Genomic DNA, 17,503 nt, shown 5'->3' on the forward strand with positions numbered 1-17,503 from the left:
AGATTTGTTCATGTTATTATCATCAATTGGTTTTTTGCCTTGAAGGCATTGCAGAGTAACCAATAACAGGCTATCTCTTTTCAGCAAAGAAGTTTTTCATCATCTCTGCGCATTCAACAGCCAGCACACCACCCTTTAAAACTGTTTTCGGATGCAATAAACTCGCGCCCTTTGAAATGAAACCACGCTTTTCTTCTCTTGCTCCGTATACAATTCTGCTGATCTGTGTCCAGTAACTCGCCCCGGCACACATCACACAAGGCTCAACGGTAACGTATAAGGTGCAATCTTTTAAGTATTTCCCTCCTATCGTTTGTGCTGCAGATGTAAAAGCCTGCATTTCTGCATGTGCTGTAACATCATTTAACTTCTCTGTAAGATTAAAACCACGACCAATAATCCTGTTTTTACTCACCACAATTGCCCCAATCGGAATTTCATCTTCCGCCAAAGCCTTCCTGGCCTCTTCAATGGCTAGTTTCATATAGTGAATATCCTCTTCTTCAGGATCTGTATTTTCGAAATTGTAAAAACTCATGAAGCAAAGATGGTTAAACTTCTCAGCAATCAAAACAAGCGCAGCATGCAACAGCCACCTTAAACTAGATCAATCTGCTGCCATTGGGTACTTTACGCTCTACGGTCGTCAGCACAATATCTCCATTTTCATCGGCGAAACCCGTAACCAGAAACTCAGACATAAACTTACCAATCTGTTTTTTAGGAAAGTTAACCACACCTACAATCTGGCGTCCTTTGAGCTCATCAAGAGTATAATGTTTGGTAATTTGTGCACTGCTTGTCTTTACGCCCAATTCCCCAAAATCCACCTGAAGCTTGTAAGCCGGCCTCCTGGCTTCAGGAAATTCGAAAGCCCCGATAATCGTTCCAACCCTTAATTCCACTTTTTCAAAATCGCTCCAACTAATTTCGTCCATTCCTTTTAATTATTTTATTACGCTAAAACTATGAAAAACTATTAAGCCAATAAAATTATTTGCTATTCATCATTTATGCTTTACATTTATGCAACCATTTGCATAACCAGATATCACCCATTAGAAAAATGTTTTTATTAGGCATTGACATAGGCACATCCTCCATTAAAGTTTCAGTAGTTCGGACACTTGATCAAAAGTGTATAGCATCTGTTCAGTATCCCGATGAAGAAACAGGGATTAAATCTGTGAAAACCGGCTGGGCAGAACAGTCACCTTCAGACTGGTGGTTCCACACCCAACAGGCCATTGTACAACTTAACGCCACAAAAAAGTTCGATCCGAAAGCAATTGCTGCCATAGGGATTGCTTACCAGATGCATGGCCTCGTGGTAGTTGATAAAGATCAGAACGTACTTCGCGACAGCATTATATGGTGCGATAGCCGCGCTGTAGAAATAGGAGAAAATGCATTTGATGAAATCGGACATGAAAAGGCCCTGTCATCTTTGCTTAATTCTCCTGGAAACTTTACCGCTTCCAAGCTGGCCTGGGTAAAGCAAAACGAACCCGGTATTTATCAAAGCATTGATAAAATTATGTTACCCGGAGATTTCATCGCTATGAAATTAACAGGAGAAATTACAACCAGTATCTCTGCATTATCCGAAGGTATTTTCTGGGATTTCAAAAAAGAGGAAATATCAAAAGAGGTGATGCGGCATTACGGTTTTGCAGAACACCTCATCCCCCATGTTAATCCACTATTTTCAGCCCATGGCTACGTTCAGGAAGAAATAGCCGAAAAGCTGAGTTTAACACCAGGTATACCCGTTTCCTATAAATCGGGAGATCAACCCAACAACGCCTTATCATTAAATGTTTTAAAACCCGGAGAAGTCGCTGCAACCGCCGGTACATCAGGAGTTATTTACGGCGTAAGCGAAGGGCTGGCGTATGACAAGCAGTCGCGGGTAAATACTTTTGCACACGTAACCTATACCAATAAGCAGAAACATACCGGAATACTGCTTTGTATTAACGGTACCGGTAGTATGTATCGCTGGGCCAGAAATACCTTTGCACCAGATAAAAGCTATACCGAATTGAATGCACTGGCAGCAACCGCTAAAATAGGAAGCAAGGGACTAACGGTACTCCCTTTTGGAAATGGGGCAGAAAGAATGTTGAACAACAAGTATACCGGTGCACAAATCCTTGGAATCGATTTAAATCTGCATGGTCAGGCTGAAATATTCAGGGCAGTACAGGAGGGCATTGCTTTCTCATTTCGTTACGGTCTGGACATTATGCGTGAAAACGGCATGAAACCTCAGGTGATCCGTGCAGGGAAATCCAACTTATTTTTAAGCGACTTGTTTGTACAAACCTTTGTAGACGTGACCGGAATTCCAGTGGAGCTTTATGAAAACGACGGAAGCGTTGGCGCCGCTCTGGGTGCGGGAATCGGTGCTGGCATATTTAAAACGACTGAGGAAGCTTTCGTTAATCAGCAAATGATTAAATCAATCGCTCCGGAGAATACTGATGCCTACGAAGAAGTTTATCAGGCATGGAAAGTAATATTAGAAAAAGCATTAGCAAACTAGAACCACATAAAATCACATGACAAAAGTAATCACTGGCGAAAGAGAGTTTTTTAAAGGTATTGACCAAATAAAATATGAAGGCCTGGAAAGCGATAATCCACTTGCCTTCCGATGGTATGATGCCAACCGCATTGTTGCAGGAAAAACAATGAGCGAACACTTCAAGTTTGCCTGCGCCTACTGGCATTCTTTTAATGGAAATGGCGGCGACCCATTTGGGGGCGCAACACATGTATTTCCATGGGATGAAAAGAAAGATGTAATTGAGAGGGCTAAAGATAAAATGGATGCTGCTTTCGAGTTTATCACTAAAATGCAGTTGCCCTATTATTGTTTTCATGATGTGGATGTGGTAGACTATGGGAATAATGTTGCTGAAAATGAGCAGCGATTACAAAGCCTGGTAGAATATGCCAAACAAAAGCAGGCAGAAAGCGGTGTTAAATTGCTTTGGGGAACTGCAAATTTGTTCAGCCACAAACGCTACATGAACGGGGCGGCAACAAATCCCGACTTCCACGTACTTGCACATGGTGCAGCACAGGTGAAAGCGGCACTGGATGCCACGATAGCACTTGGCGGAGAGAACTATGTTTTCTGGGGTGGAAGAGAAGGCTACATGAGCCTGCTCAATACCAATATGAAGCGGGAGCAGGAACATTTGGCACAATTTCTACATACCGCTAAAGACTATGCTCGTAAACAGGGTTTTAAGGGAACATTTTTTATTGAACCTAAACCTTGCGAGCCATCTAAACATCAGTATGATTATGATGCTGCAACAGTTAAAGGCTTTTTACAGCAATACGATCTGCTGAACGACTTCAAACTCAACTTAGAAGTAAACCATGCTACACTGGCCGGCCATACCTTTCAGCATGAATTGCAGGTTGCTGTTGATAACGGTTTGTTAGGCTCAATCGATGCCAATCGCGGAGACTATCAGAATGGCTGGGATACAGATCAATTTCCAAACGACATCAATGAATTGACAGAGTCGATGCTAATCATTTTGGAAGGTGGCGGCTTACAAGGTGGCGGAGTAAACTTTGATGCTAAAATCCGCCGGAATTCAACTGATCCTGCAGATTTATTTTATGCTCATGTAGGTGGAATGGACATTTTTGCGCGGGCACTAATTACTGCAGATGCCATTCTGCAAAAGTCTGACTACAAAAAAACCCGGACTGAACGCTATGCGTCTTTTGATAGTGGTAAGGGAGCCGCTTTTGAACAAGGTCAGTTAACATTAGAAGATCTGCGCAACTATGCAGCCGAAAACGGTGAACCGGAAGTTCGAAGTGGTAAACAGGAATATCTGGAGAATCTGATCAACAGGTATATCTAGAATATGTTAATGGTTCATCTGATGGTGCTGACTCAGTAATCAGTGCCATCAGATGAACCATTTTTATTATAGTCCAACGTAAACTTTTTTGAAGGTTTATCTTTTCGCCCTTACATATTGATTTGGCCACTCCGTATCATCTCCCAATATTTGTGCGGCGTGGGTGGGGAAATAAGCATCACGTAGGGATTCCCGGGCAATAAATATCAAGTCGGCTTTATCCTGCTGTAAAATATCCTCAGCTTGCTGAGCTTCTACAATGATGCCGACAGCTCCGGTGTAAATACCAACCTCATTTCTGATTTTATCTGCAAATGGTACCTGATAGTTTGGCCCTGCCGGAATAAAGGCATCAGCAACATTGCCACCTGATGAGGTATCAATCAAATCAACCCCCTTATCTTTCAATACAGCGGCCAGTTGCAGGGAATCATTTTCATTCCAGCCATTCTCTGTCCAGTCTGTTGCAGAAATGCGCACAAACAGCGGCAAGTTCTCCGGCCAAACCGACTGAACAGCCTCTACCACGTCGATGACTAACCGGATGCGGTTTTCAAAACTACCTCCATAGATATCGGTCCGGGTGTTACTCAGCGGACTAAAAAATTCGTGTAATAAATAGCCGTGTGCGGCGTGAATCTCCACCACTTTGTAACCGGCATCTACAGCACGCTTTGCAGCCGCCCGAAATGCAAAAACCACATCCTGAATTTCAGAAATGCTCAATTCATGTGGCGGCTTCTGGCCGCTCTTAAAGGCAATAGGAGAAGGGCCGATGGTTTCCCAGCTGTTTTCGCCTTCTGTTAATTGTTCGCCACCATTCCACGGTAAATCGCAGCTTGCTTTTCTACCCGCATGTGCCAGCTGAATACCAGCAATTGCGCCGTTTTCATGAATAAATGAAACAATCTGTTTATACTTATCGACGTGTTCATCTTTCCAGATTCCTAAATCTGCATGGGTAATTCTGCCATTAGGCAACACGGCTGTCGCCTCCTGTATAATTAATGCAGCACCACCCACGGCACGGCTTCCCAGGTGTACAAGATGCCAGTCGTTTGCAAAGCCGTCAACAGCAGAATATTGACACATTGGTGAAATAACAATCCTGTTTTTCAAGGTTACATCCTTAATCTTAAAAGGAGAGAATAATTTTGACATATGATTTATTGTTTAATGATTTTACCTACCTCATAACTATTTAATGGCAGGTAGGAAAACTGTATTGATAAAACGCAATGTGAACTGGTTACAAACATACAATCCACTATCGAAGGAAGTTTCAATGCAACTAATATTAGACTTAGATTTTACAAAGGGCTTATAAAGGAGATGGTAACATTAAAGAAGCAAGGCATAACCTTGCGTAGTTAAATGGCGAAACAAAATTTCATGAATGAACGAAAACCAAACACAAGTTCCTTAATATTGTTTATAATCATGAAGATAATACAGCTATCCTTCACCTACATAAACATTAAACATGAAAGATAATTTTTCTACCCAGGCTGCAGAATATGCCATATACCGTCCAACCTATCCTCAGGAACTTTATGATTATCTCTATTCTTTGGTAAAGGGCAAAAGTGCCGCCTGGGATTGTGCAACAGGAAACGGCCAGGTAGCCAGAATTCTTGCTCAGGAGTTTGAGCACGTTTACGCAACAGATATCAGTGAAAAACAACTGAGCCAGGCATTGAAACTACCCAATATTACCTATCAGGTAGAGTCTTCCGATCAAACGCAGGTTCCGGATCAAAGTTTTAACCTCATCACAGTCGCGCAGGCGATACACTGGTTTAATTTTGATGCTTTTTATTCAGAGGTAAAACGCACACTGAAACCCGATGGTATATTGGCTGTAATTGGTTATGGACTGATGTTTATCGATCAAAAAGTTGATAAATCTGTTCATAAATTATATCAGGATATCCTTGGAAAATACTGGGATACAGAACGCCGCTACATCGAAGAAAATTACAAAACCATTCCCTTTCCTTTTGAAGAGGTTACCGCTCCGCATTTTCAAATCAAAACCTCCTGGACTTTCAATCAGCTGATCGGCTACCTGAACACCTGGTCTGCACTAAAGCACTATAAAAAGGCTAATGAACGGAATCCTTTGGAGTATATGTTTACAGAACTAAAAGAAGCATGGGGAAATGACGAAGTAAAAGATGTTCATTTCCCGATACTACTCAGAATTGGTAAATGAGGGGACACAATTTTCCCTAGCTCAAGCCTATTTCAGCAAATCCAGTATGGCTAAAACACTCATTTTGGTTTGCTCACCACTCTGCATGTTCTTAACGGTCAATTCACCGTTGGCCATTTCATCACCACCAATCAAAACCACAAAAGGAATATTTTTGGCATCCGCGTAAGCCATCTGTTTTTTTAACTTGGCCGATGATGGATACAACTCGGCTGCAATCCCTGCACTCCTCAACTGCTGCAAAATGGGTAAAGCGTACCTTTCTGCCTCATCATCAAAATTACTGATCAGCACCTTGGTACCAATCTCTGCAGAAGCAGGAAAAAGGTTCAGCTCTTCCAAAACATCGTAAATCCGGTCTGCGCCAAAAGAAACACCAACACCTGTCAAATCTTTCAGACCAAACATGCCAGTTAAGTCATCGTAGCGCCCGCCGCCGCCAATGCTACCCATGGCAACTTCGTTCGTTTTCACTTCAAAAATACAGCCGGTATAGTAATTCAAGCCCCTTGCCAGCGTAATATCCAGCTCCAGCTTAGCTGTTAACGGCAAACCATAGGCAATAAGACTATCCACATAGTCGAACACACTTTCAATTTCCCCGATACCTTTTAAGCCTGTTTCAGAGGCAGCTAGAACATCTTTTAAGCTTGCCAGCTTTTCTTCATTACTGCCTTCAAGTAAAATCACCGGACGAAGTTTTTCCAGATCATCTTCTGTAAATCCACGTTCCAATAGCTCTTTACTTACCCCATCCAACCCTATTTTATCAAGTTTATCAATGGCTACTGTCATGTCGATGATCAAATCAGGTTTGCCTATAATCTCTGCTATACCTGATAGAATTTTTCTATTATTAATTTTAATAGTGAAATCCCTTAGACCCAGTTTTGCCAATGCCTCATTGTAGATGAGTATAAATTCAGCTTCGTTCAATAAACTTTCCGAGCCTACAACATCCACATCGCATTGGTAAAACTCGCGGTATCTTCCCTTTTGCGGACGATCGGCTCTCCAAACCGGCTGAACCTGAAAACGTTTGAAAGGAAGGGTAATTTCACTCTGGTGCATTACAACGTAACGCGCAAAAGGAACGGTCAGGTCATAACGCAATGCTTTCTCCGATATGAACGGGATCAATTTATTGCTGTTATCCTCCTCCGAAAAGTCGAAGGCCTTCTTTTTAGGATCTTTCAGATACTCCCCGCTGTTCAGGATTTTGAAGATCAGTTTATCTCCTTCGTCACCATACTTACCTGTTAGGATCGAAAGATTTTCAAAGCTGGGCGTCTGAATTTCTGCATATCCATACTTCCTGAAAACCGTTTTAATGGTATCATAGATAAAATTGCGTTTTACCATTTCTACAGGAGTAAAATCGCGTGTACCTTTTGCTAATGAGGGCTTAATAACTGACATAGCCGCAAAAGTACGAAAATGTAAGGTTTATGAAGTAGTGCCCCTATACATTTTAATATATAAAAAAAGCCCCGCATTGCGGGGCTGATATAAATTGAAAACTAGCTCTTAAATTCGCTTGTCTTATGGAAATCGATATCCGGGTAATCCTGTTTGGTTAAATTAATCATGTATTCGCTATCTGCCAGATAAACCGGGTTATCTTCCTTATCAAAGCCGATATGTTGTTGCTTACGTTTAACAAACTCCTCAAGCTTTTTTCTGTCGCCGGAAGTTACCCAGCTCGAACGGGTATAGCTTAACGTACGGAAGCGACATTTTGCACCATATTCGTGTTCTAAACGGAAATTGATTACCTCAAACTGAAGCTCTCCAACTGCTCCGATCACTTTTCTGTTTCCCGGTTGCATCACAAATAATTGTGCAACACCTTCGTCGGTTAATTGTTCTATTCCTTTTTCCAGCTGCTTGGTACGCATCGGATCCATATTTTCCACTTCCTTAAAAATAGATGGTGAAAAACTTGGAATACCTTTGAACTGCAGTTTTTCACCCTCAGTTAAGGTATCACCGATTTTAAAGTTACCACTGTCATACAAACCAACCACATCTCCGGGCCAGGCTTCATCTACAATGCTCTTTTCATTTGCCATAAAGTCCATTGGGTTGGCAAACTTCAGTTTTTTATCTTGACGGGTATGGTAGTAAAATTTATTCCGCTCAAACTTCCCGGAACAAATCCTCAGGAAGGCAATTCTGTCACGGTGTTTGGGATCAAGATTCGCGTGAATTTTAAATACAAATCCACTAAAATTCTTTTCTTCAACTAACACATCACGCTCTTCGGCCTCACGGTGTCTCGGACTAGGAGCAATGTCGATGAAAGTATCCAACAGCTCTTTTATACCGAAGTTATTAATGGCACTTCCGAAAAATACTGGCGCCACCAATCCGTCAGTATATAAATCCTTATCAATTTCACCATATATGCCGTTAACCAATTCAACATCATCTTTAAGTGTACTGATTTCGCTGTCTTTTAAATAATTCAATAAAGAAGCATCGTTTAAATCACTTGCCGCAACAACCGAATCGGTAACTTTGGTTTTATCAGAATTAAACAGATTTAAGTGTTTGTTATAAATACTGTAAACGCCCTTAAATGTATGCCCCTGACCAATAGGCCACGAAAGCGGACATAAGCTAATGTTCAGCTTTTCCTCAATTTCGTCCAGTAAGTCGTAAGCTTCCTTACCCTCCCGGTCCATTTTATTGATAAAAATAATCACCGGGGTGTTACGCATGCGGCAAACAGACATGAGTTTCTCTGTCTGTTCCTCCACACCCTTAACACAATCCACTACCAGGATTACACTATCTACAGCCGACAAGGTCCTGTAGGTATCTTCAGCGAAATCCTTGTGACCTGGTGTATCCAGAATGTTAATACGTTTGCCATTATATTCAAAACCCATTACGGATGTTGCAACCGAGATACCACGCTGGCGCTCGATCTCCATAAAATCGGAAGTATTGCTTTGATTCGCTTTGTTACGTTTTACCGCTCCGGCCGTATTGATCGCTCCACCGAAAAGGAGAAACTTTTCAGTAAGCGTGGTTTTCCCGGCATCGGGGTGACTAATAATGGCAAAGGTTTTACGTTTTTCTATTTCTGGGTTAAGCATAAATTAAATTTTGGGGTAAGAAGGGGCGATGAAACCTGGTTAAAGGAACTTAACTGCAATAAGATTTGGATAATTTTGTTTCATCAGGCTGCAAAGATAAGAAAAACGATGAACAACAAGGACCACAGCTTTTTAAATCCTTTTAAGCTAGGGATAACCTGTCAGAGGTAAATTCTGAATAGCCTATTGCAAGTTGTTAAGCGCTTGCCTTACTGCACTGTCATTTAAATTTGCAGCTTTATAATAACCTACATCACCCAGGTAATAACGGCAAAGCAAGGCCTTCAGATCATTAAGGATAATGTTACGCGCACTATACAACTGATACCGGTCTATTGGCACGTTTTTGCGCTGAATAAAACCGATAAAATCTTTAAAATCATTATCATTAATCGTAAAGATATTAATGTTCTGCTCCACAAAACTGGCGCTGTACTTATTGGTTAGCACATTAAATACGTAATCTGAAAGGATTTTTTTACTCACCAGACTGGCATAAAACTTATTGTATCCTGTGGTATCAAGCTTAACAAAAACATCAGGCTGTATGCCGCCACTTATTTTAACTTTCCTGCTCTGTTGAACAGTTACACCTTCCGTCTTTTCAACCGAATCCTGAAAAGAAGTCCGGTCGCCGGTTAGTTCCCCATCCATCATGCGTTCATCCAGCTCATGCTTGTAAGCATCATAGCCCTTTTTATATGATTTCTGAATACTCTTTCCCGATGGGGTATAGTATCTCGCAATGGTTAAGTTTAATGCAGATCCATCACCGAAAGAAAATTGCTCCTGAACAAGCCCTTTTCCGAAAGACCGGCGTCCAACAATAATACCCCTTCCTAAATCCTGAATCGCTCCGGCAACAATTTCACTTGCCGAGGCCGTATTTTCATTAATCAGAATCGCAAGTTTTCCATTTTGAAAAGCACCATTACCGGTAGAGAAATAATCCGTACGCGGCTCATGCTTACCCTGGGTATAAACAATTAGCTTGTTTTCAGGCAAAAACTGATCTGCTAAGCCCGTTGCTGCAGAAAAGTATCCTCCTCCATTATCCCGTAAATCAAGGATAAGTTTTTTCATGCCCTTTGCTTTCAGGTTATTGGCTGCTGTAGAAAAATCACTATCGGTATTCGCCCCGAACTTACTGATGCGAACATAACCTGTTTCAGCATTGATCATATAAGCAGCATCAATACTGCTGATATTCACTTTACCCCTCGTAACCATTAACCGGCTGGGGGTTTGTGTACCATTATGAATTAAGGTTACCCCAACACCACTTCCGGCCCTGCCTCTAAAGCGCCCCGAAAGTTGTTCCTTTGGCAAATTCCTTCCGCTTACCACCGTAGTGTCGATGCTGAGAATTTTATCCCCCAGTTTAATACCCGCCTGAAAAGCAGGACCATCTTTAACTACACCTGTAACCATCATGGTATCATTAAGCATGTAATATTCTATGCCCACACCTTCGAAATTACCCTCCAGATTGTCGGTCATATCCTGGGCATCGGATGGAGGAAGATAGACGCTATGCGGATCTAACTGATGTAAAACACTATCGATTGGCAAATTTTGAAGAGAATCGGTGTTGATATCGTCAACATAATTTTTGTTGATGATGTGAAGAATTTCATCAAGCTTACCATCGGTATTGCTGGCCAGCTGCGGACTCCTTTTTACACCGAAACCCTGATCTTTAATGAATTTGATACCCAATACCATGCCCACTATTAAAATCACAGAATAGCTTAAGGCAATCAGTATATTCGTACGGGTATTCTTTTTCATCGGCGTTAATGCAAATTTATGAAAATTAGCGGCTTGATATATTTTTTAACTGCATTTTCCTAGCTTTTGTTTCCGATTTTTAACATAAAATAACTAATCCTGTTCTGCAGCAGATTTCTCAAACACACATTTTTGAATTTTTAAGTACACTTTTAGAAAGAATTTACCGAATTTTATCAAAATTAAATTTATGAACAGAGTTACCGAGCAGGAATCTAACTATAACCACATCGATGAAATGTCGGTTTTGGAAGTATTGCAGGGCATTAATAACGAAGACAAAACGGTTGCCTATGCTGTTGAAAAATCTTTGCCTCAAATAGAAAAGCTGACTACCGCTGTAGCCGAAAAAATGAAAAAAGGTGGGCGCCTCTTTTATATTGGGGCAGGAACAAGTGGTCGTTTAGGTGTTGTCGATGCTTCTGAATGTCCTCCAACCTACGGCGTTCCATTTGATTGGGTAGTTGGTATCATTGCAGGTGGTGATTCCGCGATCCGGAAAGCTGTGGAATTTGCTGAGGATGATGCTGAACAAGCCTGGAAAGATCTTCAGGAATTTGGCATTAATGATAAAGACTGTCTTGTAGGATTAGCTGCCTCAGGAACTACCCCATATGTAATCGGTGGTTTAAATACAGCCAGAAAGCATGGTGTGCTAACCGGTTGCATTGTATGCAATACCGGCGGACCAATTGCAGCAGAATCAGATTTCCCTGTGGAAGTGGTGGTTGGACCCGAATTTATTACCGGCTCAACAAGAATGAAATCAGGCACAGCACAAAAACTGGTTTTAAACATGCTGAGTACTACCGTTATGGTTCAACTGGGCCGTGTGGTTGGCAATAAAATGGTCGATATGCAGTTAACCAATCATAAACTGGTTGACCGCGGAACGCAAATGGTAGCTGATGAACTGAATATCGCTTACGAACAGGCGGCCGATCTTTTAAATAAATACGGTAGTGTTAGAAAAGCTGTGGAAGCCGGACAACTCTAGGAAATGACTGGAGAAAAGAATCATTGAATGAAAAGTTTAAATTGTTCACTCATTCGAAATTCAATCATTCAATAATTTTTACACATGCACGAAATAGAGCCTTATTACCAATGGAGAGATGATTATATCTCCGCCGAAGATGAACGTTCGCCTTTTTACAATACTGAATATTCTGAGTTTCATTTCGATAAACAGATTTATAACTTTCTGCTTCACCCGCAGTGGGACGAATTCGGGTCGAATACACTCTACATGAAAGTGCTGTATGCCGATTACGACAGGGCATACGCCATTATCGAATTTATTGGGGAATGGAACGATGCCATCAACAATGACATCATGCTTTTAAAGCGCGACATACTGGAACTGATGATGGATGAGGGCATTAATAAATTCATCCTGATCGGTGAAAATGTGTTAAACTTCCATGCCTCAGACGACAGCTATTATGAAGAGTGGTTTCAGGAAGTGGAAGATGGCTGGATTGTTGGGATAAACTTCCAGGACCATGTCATTGCAGAGTTCCGGGACAATAGCATCGATTATTATATTAACTTTGGCGGAGCCTTGAATAATATGCCATGGCGAACGCTGAAACCGTTACAGTTCTTCAAAAAAGTTGAAGAAGTGCTGACAAAAAGATTAAACTAAAATATTAACTTTATACTGTTTAAATACACATAAAACAAAATGGAACAACAAAATTATCAATATCAGGACAACAGTGTTTTCGTTCAGGAAAAGTCTGTTTCAAAAAAATTCTTTGCAAATGTTTTCTTATGGATGTTTGTGGCGTTGGTTTTATCAACACTTTCCGCATTCTACATTTCAAATACGGAAAGCGCATTAAGATTACTGATTAACTTTGAAACCGGTCAGAGAACGGCTTTAGGCTTTGTAGCTATGTTTGCGCCTCTGGGTTTGGTTTTATTAATGGGAGCGGGCTTTAGCCGCCTATCTTATGGCGCTTTACTGGGTGTTTTCGCGTTGTTCTCAGTTTTGCTGGGTGTGAGCTTAAGCTTTATTCTATTGGTTTACACAGGCACATCTGTTATCTCATGCTTTGGAGCCGCTGCGGTAATTTTCGGTATTATGGCAGTATTGGGGTATACCACGGAGGTTGATTTAACTAAATTCGGTCCAATCCTGATGGTAGGTGTTGCAGGCTTGTTTATTGCCGGGATAGCTAATCTATTTATCAGAAGCGAACAGTTCAGTTTGATTATGGCATTTGTGGGTGTTGCAGTTTTCACTGCATTAACGGCATACGACGTTCAGAAAATCAAGCAGATCGGAATGGGCCTTGAACAAAGTGGTGAAGCAATCCCTTCTTCCGATACCAAGAAATTAGCCATAATGGCCGCATTAAACTTATACCTTGACTTTATTAACATCTTCCTGTTCTTATTAAGAATTTTCGGAAGCAGAAAATAAGCTCACCAACAAAACAATATTCTAAAGGCCGTGCAGATTTGCATGGCCTTTGTAATTTTATTTGGCTAGTATCCAATAAATTTTGGAAATGATGCCGCTTTGTTGCATTTTTGTACGCTTATTAAGAAAGACGGAGGGATTAGACCCTACGAAGTCTTAGCAACCTGTGTCCACACAAGGTGCTAAATTCTATCCCGGTGTAATCGGGGACAGATAAGTTTAGGAAGGACGATTCCCGCGCCAACTTTTTGAATAAGCATTTTGAATATCAGGTATAAAGTATCAAGACAGGTTTGCCTTATATTTTTTGCCTAATATCTGCAGTTAGGTCGTTGTCAGTAAGTCTTGATAACCAGATACTAGTTGCTTGCTACTATAAAACAATGAACATTAGAGAAGAATTAGAAAAGCGTATTCTGGTAATCGATGGGGCAATGGGCACCATGATTCAGCGCTATACATTAACAGAAGAGGATTTTAGGGGGGAACGGTTTCAAAATCATCCATGTGATGTAAAAGGCAATAACGACTTGCTTAACATTACCCGTCCGGATATTATTAAAGCAATACATCTTGAATACCTGAGTGCTGGTGCTGACATTATCGAAACCAACACATTCAGTACACAAAGAATTTCCATGGCCGATTACCAGATGGAAGACCTTTCATATGAACTGAGCTACGAAGGTGCCCGGATTGCTAAAGAGGCAACCAGTGAATTTATGGCCGCCAATCCCGACCGTAAGTGTTTCGTTGCCGGTGCAATCGGCCCAACCAACCGTACCCTGTCCATGTCGCCAAATGTAAACGACCCGGGTTACAGGGCCATTTATTTCGATGAACTCGAAGCAGCCTACTATGAGCAGGTTCGCGGACTGGTAGACGGAGGTTCTGACGTACTGTTAATCGAAACTATTTTCGATACTTTAAACGCAAAAGTGGCTATTGTTGCCATTAAAAAATACGAAGAAATCATCGGCCGGAAACTGGAAATTATGATTTCCGGAACCATCACCGATGCCTCAGGAAGAACTTTATCAGGTCAAACTGCCGAAGCATTTCTCAATTCAGTAATGCATGCAAAACCATTAAGCATTGGTTTTAACTGTGCGCTTGGCGCCAAAGAAATGCGGCCGCATATTGAAGAACTTGCAAATAAGGCAGGTTGCTATGTTTCCGCCTATCCTAATGCCGGTTTGCCAAACGAATTTGGGGCTTATGATGAGCAGCCACATGAAACAGCACACCTGGTAGACGATTTCATTACCTCCGGGTTTGTCAACATCGTAGGCGGTTGCTGTGGCACTACACCCGATCATATTGGCTGCATCGCTAAAAATGCACAAAAAGCACAACCCAGGAAACTTCCTGTGATTGAACCCGTGATGCGCCTCAGCGGTCTGGAGCCGGTTACCATCAAGCCAGACAGTATTTTTGTAAACGTTGGCGAGAGAACCAACATCACCGGATCACCAAAGTTTTCTAAACTCATTTTAGGCGGTGATTATGAAGCAGCCCTTGCTGTTGCCTTGCAACAGGTTGAAGGTGGCGCCCAGGTAATCGATGTCAACATGGATGAAGGAATGTTGGATTCAGAAGCGGCGATGACTAAGTTTCTGAACCTGATCGCCTCTGAACCTGATATCGCCAAACTGCCGATCATGGTCGATTCCTCCAAATGGACGGTAATCGAAAACGGGCTGAAATGTCTGCAGGGCAAAGGAATTGTAAACTCCATTTCATTAAAGGAAGGTGAAGAGAAATTTCGTGAAAGCGCGCAGAAAATCATGAAATACGGTGCTGCAGTAGTGGTCATGGCTTTTGATGAACAAGGTCAGGCCGACAACTACGAACGCAGAATAGAAATCTGCAAGCGCAGCTATGATATCCTGGTTAGCGAAATTGGCTTCCCGCCAGAAGACATCATTTTTGACCCGAATATCTTAACCGTCGCGACAGGTTTAGAAGAACATAACAACTATGCAGTTGACTTTATAAATGCCACCCGCTGGATTAAACAAAACCTGCCTCATGCCAAGGTAAGCGGTGGAGTTTCGAACATATCTTTCTCTTTCAGGGGAAACAATGTTGTCCGCGAAGCCATGCACTCCGCTTTCCTTTACCACGCCATTCAGGCCGGACTAGACATGGGAATTGTAAATGCAGGTATGCTTGAAGTTTATCAGGAAATCCCACCCGAACTATTGGAACGGGTAGAGGATGTACTACTTAACCGCAGAGACGATGCAACTGAACGTTTGGTAGAATATGCCGACACGGTTAAATCAAAAGGCAAAGAAATTGTAAAGGACGAAGAATGGAGAAAAGGGACCGTAGAAGAAAGGTTATCCCACTCACTGGTAAAAGGCCTCGTAGAATACCTCGATGATGACGTTGAAGAAGCCCGCCAGAAATATGCCCGCCCAATCCAGGTAATTGAAGGCCCGTTAATGGACGGGATGAATATTGTCGGAGATTTATTCGGTGCCGGAAAAATGTTCTTACCCCAGGTGGTGAAATCCGCAAGGGTAATGAAAAAAGCGGTAGCTTACCTTTTGCCTTTTATAGAGCAGGAAAAACTGGATAACCCAGATCAAAATCAAAGCTCTTCTGCCGGAAGGGTTTTAATGGCAACTGTAAAAGGCGACGTACACGACATTGGAAAAAACATTGTTGGGGTAGTATTGGCTTGTAATAACTTCGAAATTATAGATATGGGTGTAATGGTGCCCGCACAAGACATCATTAAAAAAGCAAAGGAAATCAATGCCGATATTATTGGCTTGAGTGGTTTAATTACTCCTTCACTGGATGAAATGGTTCACTTTGCCAAAGAAATGGAGCGGGAAGGTTTTACCATTCCGTTAATTCTCGGAGGCGCTACCACATCACGTATTCATGCCGCCGTTAAAGTAGCACCAAACTATTCAGGACCTGCTATACACGTGCTGGATGCATCCAGAAGTGTAACGGTATGCAGTACTCTGATGAATCCGGATACAAAAGCCGAATACGTAGCCGGAATCAAAGCTGAATATGAAAAAGCCCGCGAAGCACATTTAAATAAACGCTCGGATAAACGCTTCAAAACCATAGCCGAAGCGCGTGAGAACAAGTTCAAAATTAACTTTGAACAGCAATTACCGGTTCCTGAATTCACTGGAACCAAGGTCTTCGACGATTATCCTTTGGAAGAACTCGTTCCTTACATTGACTGGACACCATTTTTCCACACCTGGGAACTTCGTGGCAGCTACCCGAAAATTTTCGATGATAAAAACGTGGGAGATGAGGCCAAAAAGCTTTTTGATGATGCACAAACTTTACTTAAACGTATCCTCGATGAAAAATTGCTTACCGCAAAAGGTGTAATCGGCTTCTGGCCGGCAAACAGCGTTGGGGATGACATTGAATTAAAAACCGGAAGTCTGGAAACTACCATTCACACCCTTCGTCAGCAGGCAGAGAAAGTAGATGGACAGCCTTATTATGCACTCTCTGATTTTATCGCACCAAAAGAAAGCGGAATTCAGGATTACTTTGGCGGCTTTGCAGTCACCGCCGGCATCGGCATTGATGCGCTGGTAGAAGAATTTGAAGCTAACCACGACGATTATAACAGCATCATGGCCAAAGCCCTTGCCGATCGTTTAGCAGAGGCTTTTGCCGAAAGAATGCACGAGCGGGTGCGTAAAGAATACTGGGGATATGCGAAGGATGAACACCTGAGTAACCAGGAACTGATTAAGGAAGAATACGCAGGTATCCGTCCGGCTCCAGGTTATCCGGCCTGCCCGGAACATACCGAAAAAGGAACCTTGTTTACCTTGCTGGATGCGGAGAAAGAAATCGGATTACACTTGACCGAAAGTTATGCCATGTACCCCACCGCAGCAGTCAGTGGTTTCTATTTTGCCCATCCCGAATCCAGGTACTTCGGTTTAGGCAAAATAACCAAAGATCAGATTGAAGATTATGCTACCCGTAAAGAAATGTCGGTAGAAGAAGTAGAGCGGTGGCTAAGTCCGAACCTAGCATATTAATAAACGAACCAAACTAAAAGCCC

13 protein-coding genes and 1 riboswitch are annotated in these 17,503 nt (G+C 42.0%); of the genes, 7 read left to right on the forward strand and 6 right to left on the reverse strand.

Going from position 1 to position 17,503, the window contains the following annotated elements; translation table 11 throughout:
- Window positions 1–70: 70 nt before the first annotated feature.
- Entirely contained in the window at window positions 71–538 is a 468-nt protein-coding gene (locus R2Q80_RS07445; protein WP_316798991.1) for a nucleoside deaminase, read from the reverse strand.
- A gap of 64 nt (window positions 539–602) precedes the next feature.
- Window positions 603–938 (reverse strand): tRNA-binding protein, encoded by a 336-nt coding sequence (locus R2Q80_RS07450; protein ID WP_316798992.1) that lies wholly within the window; start codon window positions 936–938, stop codon window positions 603–605.
- 128 nt (window positions 939–1,066) lie between these two features.
- On the opposite strand from R2Q80_RS07450, the gene R2Q80_RS07455 reads away from it, so the two are divergent.
- Entirely contained in the window at window positions 1,067–2,548 is a 1,482-nt protein-coding gene (locus R2Q80_RS07455; protein ID WP_316798993.1) for a xylulokinase, read from the forward strand.
- A gap of 16 nt (window positions 2,549–2,564) precedes the next feature.
- Window positions 2,565–3,896, forward strand: a complete 1,332-nt coding sequence (gene xylA / locus R2Q80_RS07460; RefSeq protein WP_316798994.1) for a xylose isomerase — start codon at window positions 2,565–2,567, stop codon at window positions 3,894–3,896.
- 96 nt (window positions 3,897–3,992) lie between these two features.
- Here xylA and R2Q80_RS07465 read toward each other — a convergent pair whose 3' ends face one another.
- The gene (locus R2Q80_RS07465; RefSeq protein WP_316798995.1) at window positions 3,993–5,057 is read right to left on the reverse strand and encodes an NADH:flavin oxidoreductase/NADH oxidase; all 1,065 of its coding nucleotides are present in this window, start codon (window positions 5,055–5,057) and stop codon (window positions 3,993–3,995) included.
- A gap of 322 nt (window positions 5,058–5,379) precedes the next feature.
- On the opposite strand from R2Q80_RS07465, the gene R2Q80_RS07470 reads away from it, so the two are divergent.
- Window positions 5,380–6,111: a class I SAM-dependent methyltransferase gene (locus R2Q80_RS07470; RefSeq protein ID WP_316798996.1), complete on the forward strand. Its 732-nt coding sequence runs from the start codon at window positions 5,380–5,382 to the stop codon at window positions 6,109–6,111.
- 27 nt (window positions 6,112–6,138) lie between these two features.
- Here R2Q80_RS07470 and hisS read toward each other — a convergent pair whose 3' ends face one another.
- The 3 genes from hisS to R2Q80_RS07485 form a co-directional block, all read right to left on the reverse strand.
- Complete coding sequence (gene hisS, locus R2Q80_RS07475; RefSeq protein ID WP_316798997.1) at window positions 6,139–7,530, reverse strand: histidine--tRNA ligase; 1,392 nt, start codon at window positions 7,528–7,530, stop codon at window positions 6,139–6,141.
- Between the two features lie 101 nt (window positions 7,531–7,631).
- Window positions 7,632–9,215, reverse strand: a complete 1,584-nt coding sequence (locus tag R2Q80_RS07480) for a peptide chain release factor 3 (protein WP_316798998.1) — start codon at window positions 9,213–9,215, stop codon at window positions 7,632–7,634.
- A gap of 183 nt (window positions 9,216–9,398) precedes the next feature.
- Window positions 9,399–11,006, reverse strand: coding sequence for a S41 family peptidase (locus R2Q80_RS07485; protein ID WP_316798999.1), 1,608 nt, complete (start codon window positions 11,004–11,006; stop codon window positions 9,399–9,401).
- A gap of 190 nt (window positions 11,007–11,196) precedes the next feature.
- Here R2Q80_RS07485 and murQ point away from each other — a divergent pair, with 190 nt between their 5' ends.
- The 4 genes from murQ (at window position 11,197) to metH (ending at window position 17,480) form a co-directional block, all read left to right on the forward strand.
- On the forward strand, window positions 11,197–12,003 hold the full coding sequence (murQ, locus tag R2Q80_RS07490; RefSeq protein WP_316799000.1) for an N-acetylmuramic acid 6-phosphate etherase: 807 nt from the start codon (window positions 11,197–11,199) through the stop codon (window positions 12,001–12,003).
- An 84-nt stretch (window positions 12,004–12,087) separates the two neighbouring features.
- Window positions 12,088–12,654, forward strand: coding sequence for a hypothetical protein (locus R2Q80_RS07495; RefSeq protein ID WP_316799001.1), 567 nt, complete (start codon window positions 12,088–12,090; stop codon window positions 12,652–12,654).
- A gap of 39 nt (window positions 12,655–12,693) precedes the next feature.
- Window positions 12,694–13,437 (forward strand): Bax inhibitor-1 family protein, encoded by a 744-nt coding sequence (locus tag R2Q80_RS07500; protein WP_047799889.1) that lies wholly within the window; start codon window positions 12,694–12,696, stop codon window positions 13,435–13,437.
- A gap of 115 nt (window positions 13,438–13,552) precedes the next feature.
- Window positions 13,553–13,657, forward strand: a riboswitch (SAM riboswitch).
- Window positions 13,658–13,820: 163 nt separating this feature from the next.
- Window positions 13,821–17,480, forward strand: a complete 3,660-nt coding sequence (metH, locus tag R2Q80_RS07505) for a methionine synthase (protein WP_316799002.1) — start codon at window positions 13,821–13,823, stop codon at window positions 17,478–17,480.
- Window positions 17,481–17,503 lie beyond the last annotated feature (23 nt).

The sequence above is a fragment of the Pedobacter frigidisoli genome (assembly GCF_032678525.1).
GTDB lineage: Bacteria > Bacteroidota > Bacteroidia > Sphingobacteriales > Sphingobacteriaceae > Pedobacter > Pedobacter frigidisoli_A.

What these genes read in the sequence shown, in the direction of transcription:
- R2Q80_RS07470 (WP_316798996.1), top strand. Translation starts at nt 5,380, where the DNA reads ATGAAAGATAATTTTTCTACCCAGGCTGCAGAATATGCCATATACCGT.
- R2Q80_RS07465 (WP_316798995.1), bottom strand. Translation starts at nt 5,057, where the DNA reads ATGTCAAAATTATTCTCTCCTTTTAAGATTAAGGATGTAACCTTGAAA.
- hisS (WP_316798997.1), bottom strand. Translation starts at nt 7,530, where the DNA reads ATGTCAGTTATTAAGCCCTCATTAGCAAAAGGTACACGCGATTTTACT.
- R2Q80_RS07455 (WP_316798993.1), top strand. Translation starts at nt 1,067, where the DNA reads ATGTTTTTATTAGGCATTGACATAGGCACATCCTCCATTAAAGTTTCA.
- R2Q80_RS07445 (WP_316798991.1), bottom strand. Translation starts at nt 538, where the DNA reads ATGAGTTTTTACAATTTCGAAAATACAGATCCTGAAGAAGAGGATATT.
- metH (WP_316799002.1), top strand. Translation starts at nt 13,821, where the DNA reads ATGAACATTAGAGAAGAATTAGAAAAGCGTATTCTGGTAATCGATGGG.
- R2Q80_RS07480 (WP_316798998.1), bottom strand. Translation starts at nt 9,215, where the DNA reads ATGCTTAACCCAGAAATAGAAAAACGTAAAACCTTTGCCATTATTAGT.
- R2Q80_RS07495 (WP_316799001.1), top strand. Translation starts at nt 12,088, where the DNA reads ATGCACGAAATAGAGCCTTATTACCAATGGAGAGATGATTATATCTCC.
- murQ (WP_316799000.1), top strand. Translation starts at nt 11,197, where the DNA reads ATGAACAGAGTTACCGAGCAGGAATCTAACTATAACCACATCGATGAA.
- R2Q80_RS07500 (WP_047799889.1), top strand. Translation starts at nt 12,694, where the DNA reads ATGGAACAACAAAATTATCAATATCAGGACAACAGTGTTTTCGTTCAG.
- xylA (WP_316798994.1), top strand. Translation starts at nt 2,565, where the DNA reads ATGACAAAAGTAATCACTGGCGAAAGAGAGTTTTTTAAAGGTATTGAC.
- R2Q80_RS07485 (WP_316798999.1), bottom strand. Translation starts at nt 11,006, where the DNA reads ATGAAAAAGAATACCCGTACGAATATACTGATTGCCTTAAGCTATTCT.
- R2Q80_RS07450 (WP_316798992.1), bottom strand. Translation starts at nt 938, where the DNA reads ATGGACGAAATTAGTTGGAGCGATTTTGAAAAAGTGGAATTAAGGGTT.